The organism is Paraburkholderia sp. BL25I1N1 (assembly GCF_003002025.1).
Lineage (GTDB): Bacteria > Pseudomonadota > Gammaproteobacteria > Burkholderiales > Burkholderiaceae > Paraburkholderia.
Genome location: NZ_PVZB01000032.1, coordinates 1 through 14,745, shown reverse-complemented (window position 1 = coordinate 14,745; position 14,745 = coordinate 1). Strand labels below are relative to the sequence as shown.

Annotated in this window: 14 protein-coding genes; 10 read left to right on the top strand and 4 right to left on the bottom strand. The window is 59.9% G+C overall.

What is annotated here, in order from left to right; translation table 11 throughout:
• Positions 1-64: 64 nt before the first annotated feature.
• The 6 genes from B0G73_RS34180 to B0G73_RS34155 all read left to right on the top strand — a co-directional run bounded on the left by B0G73_RS34180 (position 65) and on the right by B0G73_RS34155 (position 6,091).
• Positions 65-835, top strand: coding sequence for an enoyl-CoA hydratase/isomerase family protein (locus B0G73_RS34180; protein WP_106285531.1), 771 nt, complete (start codon positions 65-67; stop codon positions 833-835).
• A 2-nt stretch (positions 836-837) separates the two neighbouring features.
• Positions 838-2,067 (top strand): CaiB/BaiF CoA-transferase family protein, encoded by a 1,230-nt coding sequence (locus B0G73_RS34175; RefSeq protein ID WP_106285530.1) that lies wholly within the window; start codon positions 838-840, stop codon positions 2,065-2,067.
• 56 nt (positions 2,068-2,123) lie between these two features.
• Positions 2,124-3,446, top strand: a complete 1,323-nt coding sequence (fahA, locus tag B0G73_RS34170; RefSeq protein ID WP_106285529.1) for a fumarylacetoacetase — start codon at positions 2,124-2,126, stop codon at positions 3,444-3,446.
• 54 nt (positions 3,447-3,500) lie between these two features.
• Positions 3,501-3,875 carry a DUF485 domain-containing protein gene (locus B0G73_RS34165; RefSeq protein ID WP_106285528.1) on the top strand — a complete coding sequence of 125 codons (375 nt, stop codon included), beginning with the start codon at positions 3,501-3,503 and terminating at the stop codon, positions 3,873-3,875.
• Complete coding sequence (locus B0G73_RS34160; protein ID WP_106285527.1) at positions 3,868-5,454, top strand: cation acetate symporter; 1,587 nt, start codon at positions 3,868-3,870, stop codon at positions 5,452-5,454. Before B0G73_RS34165 ends, B0G73_RS34160 begins: the two co-directional genes overlap by 8 nt.
• Positions 5,455-5,539: 85 nt before the next feature.
• Positions 5,540-6,091: a DUF302 domain-containing protein gene (locus B0G73_RS34155; RefSeq protein ID WP_258194103.1), complete on the top strand. Its 552-nt coding sequence runs from the start codon at positions 5,540-5,542 to the stop codon at positions 6,089-6,091.
• On the opposite strand, the gene B0G73_RS40245 is transcribed toward B0G73_RS34155, so the two are convergent.
• A complete protein-coding gene (locus tag B0G73_RS40245) occupies positions 6,068-6,505 on the bottom strand; it encodes a hypothetical protein (RefSeq protein WP_146144265.1) in 438 nt (145 codons plus the stop codon). The two genes, B0G73_RS34155 and B0G73_RS40245, sit on opposite strands and share 24 nt — an antisense overlap.
• On the opposite strand from B0G73_RS40245, the gene B0G73_RS34145 reads away from it, so the two are divergent.
• Positions 6,504-7,529 carry an NADP-dependent oxidoreductase gene (locus B0G73_RS34145; RefSeq protein WP_106285524.1) on the top strand — a complete coding sequence of 342 codons (1,026 nt, stop codon included), beginning with the start codon at positions 6,504-6,506 and terminating at the stop codon, positions 7,527-7,529. The genes B0G73_RS40245 and B0G73_RS34145 overlap by 2 nt on opposite strands.
• A gap of 257 nt (positions 7,530-7,786) precedes the next feature.
• Here the strand turns inward: B0G73_RS34145 and B0G73_RS34135 are convergent, their stop codons facing one another.
• Positions 7,787-8,992 (bottom strand): amidohydrolase family protein, encoded by a 1,206-nt coding sequence (locus tag B0G73_RS34135; RefSeq protein WP_106285591.1) that lies wholly within the window; start codon positions 8,990-8,992, stop codon positions 7,787-7,789.
• Between the two features lie 865 nt (positions 8,993-9,857).
• Between B0G73_RS34135 and B0G73_RS34130 the strand changes: the two genes are divergently transcribed.
• The 3 genes from B0G73_RS34130 to B0G73_RS34120 all read left to right on the top strand — a co-directional run bounded on the left by B0G73_RS34130 (position 9,858) and on the right by B0G73_RS34120 (position 13,320).
• Entirely contained in the window at positions 9,858-10,793 is a 936-nt protein-coding gene (locus tag B0G73_RS34130) for an NmrA family NAD(P)-binding protein (protein ID WP_106285523.1), read from the top strand.
• An 89-nt stretch (positions 10,794-10,882) separates the two neighbouring features.
• Positions 10,883-11,740: an alpha/beta fold hydrolase gene (locus B0G73_RS34125; RefSeq protein WP_106285522.1), complete on the top strand. Its 858-nt coding sequence runs from the start codon at positions 10,883-10,885 to the stop codon at positions 11,738-11,740.
• Positions 11,737-13,320: an AMP-binding protein gene (locus tag B0G73_RS34120; protein ID WP_106285521.1), complete on the top strand. Its 1,584-nt coding sequence runs from the start codon at positions 11,737-11,739 to the stop codon at positions 13,318-13,320. Before B0G73_RS34125 ends, B0G73_RS34120 begins: the two co-directional genes overlap by 4 nt.
• Before the next feature lie 446 nt (positions 13,321-13,766).
• On the opposite strand, the gene B0G73_RS34115 is transcribed toward B0G73_RS34120, so the two are convergent.
• Positions 13,767-14,099 (bottom strand): pantoate--beta-alanine ligase, encoded by a 333-nt coding sequence (locus B0G73_RS34115; RefSeq protein ID WP_258194102.1) that lies wholly within the window; start codon positions 14,097-14,099, stop codon positions 13,767-13,769.
• A partial coding sequence (locus B0G73_RS34110; RefSeq protein WP_181196710.1) for an electron transfer flavoprotein-ubiquinone oxidoreductase occupies positions 14,068-14,745 on the bottom strand: 678 nt, incomplete at its 5' end. The genes B0G73_RS34110 and B0G73_RS34115, both read right to left, overlap by 32 nt.

Sequence of the window (14,745 nt, the reverse complement as noted above, 5' to 3'; positions counted from 1 at the left end):
AACAGACCCGTCAGCCGGCACTCCCACACACAGGCCATATTGCGAACAACTTGCAGAGAGAACCATGACCACAGTAAAGATCGAAATGGATGGCGCCGTCGGAATCGTTTCGTTAGCCAAGCCACCGCACAACCTGATCGACGACGCGATGATTGCGGATCTGCTCGCCGCGTATCGCAGCGTAGTCGCTGAAGGCGCCCGCGCGATCGTGCTCAAAAGCGACATGCGGCACTTTTCCGCCGGTGCGGAAATGAGTTCATTTACCGACGGCAAGACAGTGATCCAGCACAACGCCGATCAATTCCTCGAGTTCCTCGACGTGCTGGAGAACGCGCCGGTCCCCACACTCGCCGCTGTTCACGGCGCCGCGCTCGGCGGCGGCCTCGAACTGGCGTTGACATGCGACATGATCGTCGCCGCGGACACGGCCTACTTCGGCCAGGTCGAGAACATCGTCGGTCTGATTCCCCTGCTCGGCGGCACGCAACGACTCGTACAGCGAGCGGGCGTCGTGCGCGCCAAGGAAATCGCACTAATCGGACGGCGGCACGCAGCGGAAGCATTCGAGCGCTGGGGCATCATCAATCACGTCGTGCCCGAAGCCGAACTTCAGAGCGCCGCCATGTCGTTCGCGCGGCAACTGGCGGCAGGTCCGACCAAAGTTCTCTACGGCATAAAACAGCAGGCCAATCTTGCCGCCAACGGCGGCGTGCGCAGCGCCGACCTCGAACAGATCCGTCTCAACAACATGATCTGGCAGACGGGGGATCGCGAACGAGGTTTCGCTTCGTTCTTTTCGACCGGGCCCGCCACCGCCGAATTCAAGGGAGATTGATCATGTCAGCACCGCTCGAAGGTATTCGTGTGATCGATTTCACACGCGTGCTGGCCGGACCGCATTGCACCAAAACGCTCCTCGATCTCGGCGCCACCGTGACCAAGATCGAACCGCCCTCCGGCGACATCGGCCGCGTGAGCATGCCGCATATCGGCGACATGTCGCTGTATTACGTGCAACAGAACGCCGGCAAGCGCAACGTGAGCCTCGACCTCAACTTCCCGGAGGCACGCTCGATCATGGTCGACATGTGCCGGGACGCGGACATCATCGTCGAGAATTTTCGCCCCGGTACGTTGGACCGGTTCGGGCTCGGCTATGAGCAGGTGCGCGCTTTCAATCCGTCCGTGATCTACGCTTCTTTGAGCGGCTATGGACAATCGACCTCATGGCGCAACCGCCCCGCCTTCGCGCCGACCGTGCAAGCCGAGTCGGGACTGACCGACATCGTCCAGCACCATTTCGGCGCTGCGCTCACCGAAGTTCGTAACGACGCATGCAGCCACGCCGACATGTACACCGGTCTTCACGGCGTAATCGGTATTCTGGCCGCGCTTCAGCATCGCGCGCGAACCGGCGAGGGACAACACGTGGACGTCTCGATGGCGGCGACCATGCTATCGGTGAACGAACGCGTGGGTGCCCAACTGTCGGAAATCGATACGGAGGGCGAACCGATTATTCTCTCCGCGCCCGATTCGCACATCTTCGATTTACCCGATGGACGTCGACTCACTATCGCAGGCAGCCCGATCTACACGCCAATGTTTTCGCGTTACTGCGCGATGATGCGCCGCAACGATCTACTGAGCGATCCCCGCTTCGGCACGGCGCTATTGCGCCGGCAAAACATTGCTGATTTGCTGGCCGAAGTACGCGCATGGCTTCTCACGTTCAATGACCTGGATCAGCTCCAGACGCAGGTCAGCGAAGCGGGATTGGCCATTGGCGTGGTCCGCAGCGTCAACGAGTTCGCCGATTCCGAGTGGGTGCAGGAATGGGGTGCGCTAGTCGATGTCGACGACAGATCCGGCGGCACGACACGCATGCCAGGCGCGCCCTGGCATTTCAGCCAGTCCGAGTTGCCGCAGCCGGGCAGCCCTGCTTTCCAGGGCGAGCATAACGCCGAGGTGCTCTCGGAACGCAACCTTAGCGCAGCATTCATCCGGGATTTGCAGGAGCGCGGAATTCTTCTCAGCAGGCACAGCCCCACGCGCCCGTTCGACTGAACGTCGCTGCTATTACGCGAGCCGCTCGCGCCATAACCGAATGAATCGGGACGAACATGCAACACACTCTGAATCAGACGCATGACCCCGCTGCGCGCAGTTGGGTCGAATCCGCCAATGCACCGGCGTGTGACTTTCCAATCCAGAATCTGCCGTTTTCGGTTTTCCGCAGAAAGCATTCCGGTGAGGCGTTCCGGGGTGCGGTCGCAATCGGCGATCAGGTCGTCGATATGGCCGCCTGGGCGGCTCATGCCGGTCTGAATGGAATCGCGCGCGAGGCCGCGCGGGCGTGCGCGCAGCCCGTGCTCAACGAGTTCTTCTCACTGGGTCCGTCCGCGTGGCGCGCTGTACGGCACGCGCTATTCGCGGCGCTTCACGAGCGAGCCCCTTCGGACGATCGCGCGGCGATCGAGGCCTGTCTGGTCCCGCAATCGGAAGTGGAATACGGCCTGCCTGCACAGATTGGCGATTACACGGATTTCTACACCTCGATTCATCACGCGACGAACATCAGCAAGCTACTCGGCCTAAGCGGTGTAGGCGCCAATTTCAAATCGATACCCATTGCCTATCACGGCCGGGTTTCGAGCATCGGGCTCAGCGGTCAGCGGTTCCGGCGCCCGGCGGGCCAAATCATGCTCCCGGGCGAAGATGCGCCGATCTTCTCGCCGTCGCGCAAGCTGGATTACGAACTCGAACTCGGCATCTACATTGGACAAGGCAATGCGGCCGGCGAGCCGATCGGCCTGGATCAGGCCGACAGTCACGTATTCGGGCTGTGTCTGCTCAACGACTGGTCCGCTCGCGATATTCAGGCCTGGGAGATGCAGCCATTAGGACCCTTTCTGGCGAAGAATTTCGCCACCACGATCTCGCCGTGGATCGTGACCATGGAGGCGCTGGCGCCGTTCAGACTTCCCCTGCCGCGTCCGGACACGGATGGAAAGCCGCTGCCTTATCTGGATTCCGACCGGAATAGCACGGCGGGCGCCATCGATATCCAACTGGAAGTCTGCATGGAGACTTCCCGCCATAAAGCCGCGAGTCTTCCTGCCGCGCAACTCTCACTCACGAGTTTCAGGCATCAGTACTGGAGCATCGCACAGATGGTCGCGCATCACACCGTGGGCGGCTGCAATCTGCGTGCTGGAGACCTGCTTGGCAGCGGCACCATTTCAGGTCCCGAGAAATCGGAAGCGGGCGCACTGATGGAACTTGCACGCAACGCAAGCGAGCCGGTCACGCTGAATACAGGCGAAAAGCGCAGCTACGTGGAGGATGGCGACGCCATTATCCTGCGCGGCTACTGTGAGAAAGCAGGCTTTGCACGAATTGGATTTGGAGAGAGCCGCGGCCAGGTTCTGCCGGCAAAACTCTAGCGACCCAACCTCTTCAAATGTCTGTCATGAACACCATAACGGAGGAGACCCGACATGCAATCGATGGAATCAATCAACGCGGAGTTCGAGAGGCAAAACGTGACGAAAGCCAGATCATCCGGCTTATCGCTCGTCGAGAAGACTCGAGCGCTCGCAAAGTTCCGGAACCGCTTCGTGTGGTCATTGCTTTACATCTCATTGGGAATCTATTTCGGCCTGTTGATCGCGGTGCTGGAGTTTCCCGGTGCGATGTCCGTATCCGTCTACGGCGAGCTCAACCTCGGACTGCTCGCGGTGGTCGTTCAGTTCGCGCTCACGATCGCTACCTTCTGGGGCTACTGCGCATGGGCCGAGCGCGTCTACGACCCGAAAGCCGCCGACCTGCTTAAAAGCGCGTTTGCACAATCGAACGGTGATCGACATGAATAATCTGATCAGTCATGGCGGGCTCAGAATCGTCGCCTTCGTGGGATTTATCGGACTCAGCCTCATTCTGACCGCATGGAGCGCTCGCCGGTCACGCGGAACCGCGGGATTTTTCGTGGCCGGACGCAATCTGTCGCCGTTCCAGAACGGCCTCGCGCTGGCGGGAGACTTTATGTCCGCCGGTTCGTTTCTCGGTGTGACGGGACTCGTTTCCCTGTTCGGATTCGACGGCATCGTGTATCAGGTCGGCTTTATCGCCGGATGGATCATGATCATGCTGATTGTCGCCGAGCCGGTCAGAAACTGCGGCAAATACACGCTCTCCGATGTGGTCGCACTGCGTTTGCGCAGCCGCGGCGTTCGAGCGGCCACATCGGTTTCTTCGCTGATCATTTCGTTAGCCTATCTGCTCGCGCAACTCGTCGGCGGCGGCGCACTGGCCAGTCTGCTACTGCCGATCGGCACCAACGCCGCGATCGTGCTGATCGGTGTACTCATGATCGCGTATGTGCTGTTCGGCGGAATGGTGGCCGCGACTTATGTGCAGATCGTCAAGGCTGTTCTCGTCTGGACTGCCGGAGCGGTGCTTGTACTGCTCGCTCTCGCCCACTTTTCCTTCGACGTGGGTGCGCTATTCAGTAAGGCACGCCTCTCTTCGCTGCATCCGGCGCAGTACTTTGTGCCGGGCGGCTACTTCAAGGATCCGTTAGATACGCTGTCGCTCACCCTCGCACTGGCGTTGGGCACAGCAGGACTGCCGCACGTCATGACCCGGTTTTACACGGTGCCGTCCGCCGTCGCGGCAAGAAAGTCCGCGAAAATCGGCCTGATCGTGATGACGTCTTTTGCGGTAATGATGATCGTGCTCGGATTTTCCGCCACCGCAATCGTGGGGCCGGCGGCGATTCTTGCGACACATAGTTCAGGAAACAGCGCCATCACCCTGCTCGCCACGGCACTCGGCGGCGGTGCGGGTTCTGCCGGCGGTGAACTGCTGCTCGCCTGCGTTTCGGCAATCGCCTTCGCGACGATTCTTGCGGTCGTCTCCGGCATCATGATTTCCTCGGCCTCGACCATCTCTCACGACATCTTCGGCCAGCTCTTCTCGGCGTCTCGCGACAAGGAGCGCCGGCAGGTCGTGATCGCGAAGATCGCCACGATAGTCTTCGGCATCGCCGCGATGGGACTCGCACTGCTCGTCAAGACGTTCAATGTCGCATTTCTTGTTGGTCTCGCGTTCGCCATCGCAGCCAGCGCAAACTTGCCCGTGATTCTTTTCTCGATGTACTGGCGGCGTTTCACGGATCGAGGCGCAGTGGCCGCCGTGCTCGCCGGCACCCTTTCCTCGATTGGGCTCGTGCTGCTGGGGCCGGCCGTTATCGGAGCGAAAGGCATTATCTTCAAGGATTCCACCCCGCCTTTCTGGCTCTCGAATCCCGGCCTGTTCAGCATTCCGGTGGGCTTTATCGCGGGCTGGATCGGATCGGTCACGACACGCAAGAACGCCGCCGACGCCTCCTTCGATGCCCAGCAACTTCGCATGCTAAGCGGCCTTGGAGCCGAAGCCGCGTCGGAACACTGAGGCGAGAAAGCGCCCTACTTATCTGTCCAACAAGGAGACAACAGTGATTAACTTACGTACTACCGCTTCACGAGTTGCATTGCCAATGGCCGCCGTTGCTGCGATCAGTTTGAACATGTTCTGTGCGCCCGCGATGGCGGCGACAGTCGAGGTATCGGAAACAAAGACGATTATCGATCACGTGACCGTCTCTTCCAGCAAACCCTACGCGTCCGTCAAGCAGGATCTGGAGAGCCGTCTCGGCCGACTCGACGATCATATCCGCACGCTGCTAAAGCAGGACAAGGTCGACGAATTGCGTGTCGCCCTTCAGAAAGCCGCCGGCAACGACGGTCTTGTGATTCACTACATCGGGCTGCATGGAGATTGGCTCGTGCTGAAAGGACAGCGCAGAAACGGCACCGAGTATTTCACCGGCAATGTTCTCACCGCGACAGAAATGACCAGCGTCAATATGGCGGCGGGACTGTATGCGCCGTTGCGTATCATGGTCTACGAAAACGCACAGGGTGGCACGACGATCGAGTACGATAAGCCGTCGACCCAACTCAGCCAGTTCCACAGCGCTCAGATCGACGTGCAAGGCCGCTCGCTCGACGACAGGCTAGCGAAGTTATGTGCTTCGGTATTGCAGTAGATCCTGCGGGATCTGACGGGCGAGTGTCCTGACGAAGCGGATATTCGCCATAAAAATAGACACTTCCAGACAGATCGTTCTTGCCGCCCGTCCGGATGGACAGCCAACCGCCGGCAAATTCCGTTTTGAGCAAACCGCGCTGCCGGCCAACCCGCCCTTGCAATCGATGCCGCGATATCGGGCCAAGGCGTCGCTCTGACCAGCGAGCAACTCGTGGAACGGGATATCGCGGCGACGATAAATAATGAGTCGACGGCGGCTGTCCATAAAATTAAAATATTGGCGCACGAAACCAGCCGCCGAAGATCGCTGTCTTGCCTTGTTGAATCCGTCATACCAACATTGCAAACGCCTCGCGCAACTCAATTGAATCGTGCCCACGGCATCGCAAGTCACACCGGAAATCCAATCCATGAACGCACCCTATTCGAATCGCCAATGGTTCTATGTAAAACGTCCCACGAGTCGCGTTGGATCGGAACACTACGAGCTTCGTGAAAGCGAAATCTCGGGACCGTTGGCGGAGAACGAAGTCATCGTCCGCGCGCGGTATATCAGCGTGGACCCGTACATTCGCATCCAGCAGCACGAGCGCAACACGTATGACGTGCCTCATCCTCTCGGCATCGTGCAACGCTCCGGCGTAGTGGGAGAAGTGGTCGAGTCAGCCAGCCCACTGTTCGCCAAAGGCGACTGGGTCTCGACCTATTCGGGTTGGCAGTTGTACGCGCGGTGCCATCACAGCGAACTGACCAGACTCGATCCGGCAAGCGCGCCGGTTTCCACGGCACTCGGTGTGCTCGGCATGCCGGGGCGTATCGCCTGGTTTGGCCTCATGGAAGCCGGCCGGCCGCGCCCTGGTGATACCCTGGTTGTGTCCGGTGCGGCCGGGGCCGTCGGCTCGCTGGTTGCACAGTTCGGTAAAAAGGCGGGCTGCAAGGTCGTGGGCATTGCCGGTGGTCCAGACAAGTGCCGATTCCTGCTCGACGAACTGAAACTGGATCGCGCGGTCGATTACCGGGAACACAAAACGCACGAAGGGTTGACGAGCGCGCTGATCGAGGCCACAGGAGGAGTGGACGTTTATTTCGACAACGTCGGCGGCCCGATCACGGATGCCGTGATTCCACTTATCAAGCGCCGGGCTCGCATTGTGATTTGCGGAGCGATCAGTCAATACGACGGTGGTTTGGACACGCCGGACGTGGGCCCACGATTTCTCCAGCACATGCTCTTTCAGCGCGCCACCATCCAGGGCGTGCTGGCGAGAGACTACACCAATCGTATGGACGAAATGGTCGCGCAAGTGACGCCGTGGGTTAAGAGCGGCGAGATCGTATTCAAGGAGACTTTCGTCGATGGATTCGAACAACTGCCTGCTGCGCTGAATAGCCTGTTCGAAGGCGGTAATGTCGGCAAGTTGCTCGTGAGGGTTTGAACGAATTCGTTTCGCGCCCGCAAAAGAAGCAAGGCTCGCATCGATCATCCGATGCGCGCAGTAATGCGACGCCAGCGCGGACGTCTCGCCGACAGCGACGACGCGCTCGCCCTACACAGCGACTGCGCCATCTTCGATCACACGTCGCTGTGAATCGACAGTGATCACACAGGCGTTTTTGATCAGTACATCGATCCGTGCCCGACTGTTCCTACCCGAATTGCCTCGCCGAGCATGGTCCTTCTGAAGACGTCACGTTACGCCTCCACGACCAGTTCGCCGTTGCGCACGACGATGCGCCCGTTGGCTACCACCAGCTTGCGCCTGGGCCGGGCGACCACCGCCTGCGCGACGGTTTCCGCGTCGACCAGCACGAGGTCGGCCCTTGCGCCGGCGTGCAGCCCGTAGTCGCGGAACCCGCAACCGCGTGCCGCCGCTGCGCTGACGCAATCGAAAGCGACGGCCAGTTCGTCGTCACGGCGCATGTCGTAACGCAGGCCGATCAACATCGCGCGTTCGAGCATGTCAGGCGAGCCATACGGCGACCAGGTATCGCGAATGCCGTCGTTTCCGCCAAAGATAGTGATGCCTTTTTCCCTGCAAATCTTCAATGGCGGAACCGGACGCGACGGCGGCGCCGAGGTCAGGAGCGCCACGTTCAACCGGGCAATCCGTTCGAGCAGCACATCGCGTTCGCGCTCCGGCAGTGCGCCCAGACAGAACGCGTGGCTGACCACGACCTGTCCTTGCATTCCCAGCGCCTCGACACGATCGAGCAGCAGTTTGAAGGTGAATGCGCCCACCTCGCCGGGCTCGTGCAGATGGATATCGATCGGCTTGTGATAGCGCTCGGCAAGCGCGAACGTCAGGTTCAGCGAGGCGACCGGATCGCCGTCGATCAATGCCGGATCGAGCGCGCCGAGCACGTCCGCGCCGTCGGCGAGCGCGCGGCCCAAGAGTTCGTCCGTTCCTGGACGGCCCAGCAGACCGGACTGCGGAAACGCCACAATCTGGATGTCGAGCAGATCGCGCATCGCCTGGCGGGTCTGGAGCACGCCTTCAAGGTAGCGCAAACCCGCGTCGGTATCGACGTCCACATGCGTACGCAGGCGCGTGGTGCCCGCCTCTACAAAGGCGCGCGCAAGCGCGAGCGACTGCGCGCCCGCGTCGTGACCCGATTCCTTGCGCCAGCGGCGCTCGTTGTTGATGCGATCGAGCAACGTCGCGCCGACCTCGTTGCGATACCACGGCCTGCCCCAGTTGGTTTTGTCGATATGCGTGTGCCCTTCGACGAAACCAGGCAGCAGCAACGCGCCGCCGCCGTCTTCCACAGCGGCGCCCGGTTGCGGCACGAGGTCCGGGCCGAGAGCGGCGATGCGCCCGCCGGCAATCGACACGTCCACCGGCTGGCCGTCGGCCAGCCGGACATTGGAAATGACGAGAGAAGATAGCGAAGATGTCATGTTGATTTGGCAGAAATAACGATACGGGCTCGGTGTTCGTCCTCTTTGCAGCGGACTGCCAACATGCACCATAGGCAGCGTCTCCCCGAACGGCAGTTGCTGGATGGCCGTCCAACGGGCCACCCGCAGCGAGCCACGCCAGTTCGATGAACTAGACATCAGATTATCGACGATCTGCAAGGTATCACGCGAGGAAAGCTCGTTTAAACGCGATGCCGAAAGAATCTCAAGCGCCTTTCGGTAGGCTATAGAAGTATCGTGATCCCGCTTGAGCACAAGTTCATGGACGTCATTCAGTGAGGCCGGAGCGCACATGGTCATGCCGAGCAAGATACTCATACACGCGGCATCACCACGCGCGCTCTGCAGATAAGCGTAAAGGAGTAACGGCAATGCCTGTCGCGGCCAGCTTTGTGCATACGACGTTTCCAGAAGATGACATACGGGCCGCCCCACGGACGCGGCGCGTTGTTCGTGTTCATCCCGTTTCACCAAACAGCACAACCAGTTCTTCGAAGCGTTTTTCGGCCGGCAGCATCGGTGGACGCCCCGACGAATCGGTTTCGAACCACGGGAAATCCGTCCCATCAGTCAGAACATAAAGCAACCTTGCGGCTCACCTCAAACACTATGGAAGACATGGAGTTCTCTGCAAGCCAGGAACCGCCGAAGACCCGGACCCGACTCGCCGGGCCTCAACGAGCGAATCATAACTCAGACACGCAATATTTGAACGGTGTATGATAATTCGAACGAGCAATGCTGTCAGTCGAAGTAAAAAATGATCCGCCTTCGGGTGTTCCCGCGGGGGTGAGCTTCGAAACGATGGCCGCCAGTACGACGCCAAGGCCACTAAGGAGACTCAATGACTCGACCATCCGGCACAGTCCTTGTCACAGGCGCCACCGGAGCGCAAGGGGGCGCCACCGCGCGTCGCTTGCTTGCCAGCGGGTTCCGCGTGCGATTCCTGACACGCGACCCGGAGTCTGCTGCCGCACGCGCACTCCAAGCCGCTGGCGCGTATGCAATTAAGGGGGATTTCGATGACACTCATTCCCTCGTAGTGGCCTTACATGGAGTCAATGCAGTCTTTTCGGTGCAATTGCCGAGCGTCAGCGGCAAGGATAGCGAGCGCCGCCACGGGTTTGCGCTTGTCAACGCTTCGCTAGCGGCCGGCGTCGAGCAGTTCGTGCACACGTCAGTGGCGCAATCGGGAAATCACACGTCCTTTCCAGATTGGAATAAAAACCGCTGGTCGACCCAATATTGGACGGACAAGTGGGACGTTGAAAACGCAGTGCGCAATGCGGGATTCGGCAGCTGGACCGTGCTGCGGCCTGCCTTCATGATGGACAATCTGGCACTCCCCAAAGCCACGTCCATGTTTCCGCATTTACAAACAGGGGAGTTGTTATCCGCGCTGCTGCCACAAACCAGACTGGACTTCGTTGCGGCCGATGACATAGGCGCATTCGCTGCGGCGTCGATAGTTGATCCTCTGCGTTTTCATGAGCAGACTATCCCGCTGGCTTCCGAAGCGTTTACGATGTCCCAGGTAGCCGCGACACTTTCCGCTGTGCTCAGGACAGGTATCAAAGCGGTGCACGTGGCGCCGCAGGAGGCGATCGCACGCGGTCTCTTTCCGGCTTGGGTGAACGCACAGGAATGGATCAACGAGGTGGGCTACCGCGTCGATATCGACAAAGTCGAGTCGTACGGTATTCCGCTGACTTCCCTGCGGGAATGGGCTCAGAACCACCGTAACCGGCTACCGACCAACAATACCCTCTTGCATGAATAACGTGACGAGACCGGGCAGAAGTCGTGGTCTGCGGAGCCGCCGACGCCCCGGCTTCATATCAAAGGCCAACCAATGATGGAGTCAAAGTGATGACGAGCGCGGCACCTTCGTGGTTTGAACGGGCTCTGCAACGGCCACGCCAATCCCACTTCACCGATGCCAGCGGCGCACGCATCCATTACGTGTCATGGAATGCTGAAGACACGCACAAACCCGGCTTGCTGTTCGCGCATGGCTATCTAGGCCATAGCCATTGGTGGGACTTTATTGCACCGTTTTTTACGGAACGATTCCGCGTGCACGCATTCGACTTCAGCGGCATGGGCGAGAGTGGTTATCGCGCGGAGTATCGCCCCGACAGTTTTGTGCGCGATTTTTCCGCAGTGCTCAAGGCCGCATTCATTGCACCGGCCTTCGTAGTGGGACACAGCTTTGGTGGCTCGCGCCTTCTGCAGACTTGCGCGACGTTCCCCGAACTGATCCGCCATGCGATCGTGCTCGATTCATTCTATGCGCTGCCTGGCGACGCGCTTCCAGTGATAGAAGGACGCCCCGCGCCTCGACCGTACCTCGATGCCGCGACTGGCATGAGGCACTTTCGGCTTATTCCCGATCAGAAGTGTGAGCCATGGCTGATGGATCATCTTGCGAGGACGTCCCTGCGACAAGCAGAAACGGGCTGGACCTGGCGCTTCGACCCAGCTTTGCGTCATGTCCAGACGGTCGAGAGCGATGAGGGGTTGCTGGGCCGAATAACAGTTCCTGTGACCTATGTACACGCGGAAATGAGCACGGTCGTCAGCGCCGATCGGGCCAACAGAATCATCGGTGCCATCCCTACCGCGCGGAACTTGATCACGATGCCCGGTGCACATCACCACCTCATGCTGGATAACCCGCTAGCGCTCGTCGATCAGTTGCGGAAATTGCTGGAGCAATTGTTATGAATGAGTCGGTTAGCGATAGAAATTGGGTTCCAAACGTACCCCTGAACGTATTGTTGTCGAAGGCAGCGCACTCCAATCCGGGAACGCGCATGCACTTTCATACTCAGCAGGGGGTGACGAGCGTCACGACGTTAGAGTTGGCTACCGCCGCGGATCGACTCGCGCGCGGGATGCGTGCCGTTGGCCTGCGCCGCGGTGATGTCATTGCCATGCAGTTGCCGACGCAGCGCGAGACCGCCGTGCTCTATCTGGCTGCGCTCGAAGTCGGTGCGGTGCTGGTGCCCATTGTGCACATCTATGGCCCTGCCGAAGTCGGCTTTATTCTGCGTCAGTCGCGCGCGCGATTCCTGTGCGTGCCTGAGCGCTGGCGCGGGATCGATTTTCTGGAGCGTGTCGAAGCGCTCGGCAATCTGCCTGATCTGGAGCGGGTCATCGTCGTCGGCGAGCGCACGCCACAAAACGGCATCACGCTGAAAGAGGTCGAAGCGATTTCGCAGCATGGCAAGATCAAAAACGAGTCGCCACCGCAGCCACAGGACGTTTGCCTGCTGCTGTATACCTCAGGCACCACCGCCGCCCCGAAGGGCGTTCAGCACACGCATCAGACTGTCGGAGCGGAGTGGTCGATTCCATTCATAGACGGCCCCGGGCCTTATCTCACGCCCTTCCCCGCCGGACACATTGCTGGCTTCAACTTCCTGCTGCGTCCTTTCGTGACTGGCACCGACATGGTGTTCATGGACCGCTGGGACGCGCCCCTCGCGGCCGAACTGATTGAGCGTTATCGCGTTCGCCTGTCCGGAGGGACGCCGTTTCATCTTCAAGGATTGCTTGACGCCGCACGGCACGCCGGACGCGACCTCTCGTCTCTGGTCACATACGGACTGGGGGGGACCGGAGTCACCCCGGAGCATGTGGCGTTAGCCGACAGTTCCGGGTTCGCCGGCACGCGCGCTTACGGCCTGACAGAACACTCGACGGTAAGCATCGGCTGGCGCGACAACACGTTCTCCGAGCGCGCGTGCACAGACGGTCGCGTTCAGCCCGGTAGTCAGGTTCGCATCGTCGATGAGTTGGATTGTGACTTGCCGACCGGAAGTGAGGGCGAGATTCTGACAAAGGGTCCCGAGCTGTTTGTCGGCTACACCGATCCGTCGCTCAATGCGAACGCGTTCAGCCGCGACGGCTGGTTTCGTACCGGCGACATCGGCAAGCTCGATTCGGCGAACTGCCTGACGATAACCGACCGCAAGAAAGATATTGTGATTCGTGGTGGCGAGAACATCTCATCACAAGAGGTCGAACGTGTGCTAGCCACACACGACGCGATACGGGACGTCGCAGTGGTCGCCCAGCACGATGCGCAATACGGCGAAAAAGTGTGTGCTGTTGTCGTGCTCCAGTCCGGCGCTGAACTCGATCTCGCCGCTGTACGACGACATTTCGCCCAAGCCGGCGTGGCGCGTCAGAAAACGCCTGAGCGTCTGCTTATCGTCGACGAGTTGCCCCGCACGGCATCGGGGAAAGTGCGCAAAGGCGATTTGCGCGCTCGGGCCAACGCGCTAAAGACCAGCCCATGACGTCGGGCAAACGGACAACGAGAGTTTCAAATGACCACAAGCACCACGATCTTCCCAGGTATCCGCCATCCCATACTATGGGGAGGCCTCGGACCTCGCGTATCCGATGCTGACTACGTAGCTGCAGTAGTCAATGCTGGTGGCTTGGACGGCGGCAGGGTTCGCAGTCCCTGACGAGTTCCGCGCACAACTCAATCGCTGTCGCGAACTGAAGGAAGGGCAATCTTTTCAGGTCAGTATGTACATCCTCCGTCGACGACGCGTGCCACGCGGCGACTCTCAAACCCCTTCGTCACTGGTCTCGTTGCGCCCCTAACCCGAAGGCGAGAGACATATCTGCACATCCCGCTGGCGACGCGCGATCAGTTGCTGCCGGCCGTCAGATAATCGTTGTACGGACGTCTTGCGCATGGACGCTCATGGTTTAATCCAACGGTGCCGCGCGTTCAGATTTCCAGATTGTCGATCAGGCGAGTTGCGCCGAGCTTCGCCGCAGCCGTCACCACAAGAGGCTCGTCGACGGATGCACATGCACCCGGCGGCTGCAGATCCGACCGCTTGCGGATAGAAACATAGTCCGGAACCCATCCCCGTTCGGCAAGTGCTCTGAACGCTTTGAACTCGATCGATTGCAGATCTCGCTGTCCGCCCAACACTTCGTCACGAATCCGATTCAGCAGTCGGAATAGACCAGGCGCTTCGGCGCGCTCTGCCGGCGACAGGTACCGATTTAGTCTGGGAGATTGATTACATGTTCGGATAGTTTGGACCGCCGCCACCTTCAGGCGTGACCCAGACGATGTTCTGCGTCGGGTCCTTGATGTCGCAGGTCTTGCAGTGCACGCAGTTCTGCGCGTTGATCACGAGGCGTTCGCTGCCGTCGTCGTTCTTGACGAACTCGTACACGGCCGCCGGGCAATAGCGTGATTCCGGACCGGCATACGTCTGCCAGTTCACATTCACCGGCACGGACGGATCTTTCAGCGTCAGGTGAGCCGGCTGATTCTCTTCGTGGTTGGTGTTCGAGATGAACACGGAAGACAACCGGTCGAACGTAAGCTTGCCATCGGGCTTCGGATACACGATCGGCTTGCATTGGGAAGCCGGCTTGAGCATCTCGTGATCCCAATGCTGGTGATGCAGCGTCCACGGTACATTGCCGCCCAGCAGCTTCTGCTCGATACCCACCATCAGCGTGCCGAGGTACAGGCCCTTGCTCATCCACTGCTTGAAGTTGCGTGCGCGGTGCAGTTCGGTGTGCAGCCACGACGTCTTGAAACTCTCCGGATACGCGGTGAGTTCATCGCTGGTGCGACCTGCCTGCACAGCGTCAAAAGCAGCTTCGGCAGCCAGCATGCCGGTCTTGATCGCCGCATGCGAACCCTTGATCCGCGATGCGTTCAGGAAACCCGCATCGTCGCCGAC

Coding starts and splice junctions, on each gene's coding strand:
- B0G73_RS34130 (WP_106285523.1), top strand. CDS start 9,858: ATGACTCGACCATCCGGCACAGTCCTTGTCACAGGCGCCACCGGAGCG.
- B0G73_RS34160 (WP_106285527.1), top strand. CDS start 3,868: ATGAATAATCTGATCAGTCATGGCGGGCTCAGAATCGTCGCCTTCGTG.
- fahA (WP_106285529.1), top strand. CDS start 2,124: ATGCAACACACTCTGAATCAGACGCATGACCCCGCTGCGCGCAGTTGG.
- B0G73_RS34175 (WP_106285530.1), top strand. CDS start 838: ATGTCAGCACCGCTCGAAGGTATTCGTGTGATCGATTTCACACGCGTG.
- B0G73_RS34145 (WP_106285524.1), top strand. CDS start 6,504: ATGAACGCACCCTATTCGAATCGCCAATGGTTCTATGTAAAACGTCCC.
- B0G73_RS34125 (WP_106285522.1), top strand. CDS start 10,883: ATGACGAGCGCGGCACCTTCGTGGTTTGAACGGGCTCTGCAACGGCCA.
- B0G73_RS34135 (WP_106285591.1), bottom strand. CDS start 8,992: ATGACATCTTCGCTATCTTCTCTCGTCATTTCCAATGTCCGGCTGGCC.
- B0G73_RS40245 (WP_146144265.1), bottom strand. CDS start 6,505: ATGGATTGGATTTCCGGTGTGACTTGCGATGCCGTGGGCACGATTCAA.
- B0G73_RS34165 (WP_106285528.1), top strand. CDS start 3,501: ATGCAATCGATGGAATCAATCAACGCGGAGTTCGAGAGGCAAAACGTG.
- B0G73_RS34120 (WP_106285521.1), top strand. CDS start 11,737: ATGAATGAGTCGGTTAGCGATAGAAATTGGGTTCCAAACGTACCCCTG.
- B0G73_RS34180 (WP_106285531.1), top strand. CDS start 65: ATGACCACAGTAAAGATCGAAATGGATGGCGCCGTCGGAATCGTTTCG.
- B0G73_RS34155 (WP_258194103.1), top strand. CDS start 5,540: ATGGCCGCCGTTGCTGCGATCAGTTTGAACATGTTCTGTGCGCCCGCG.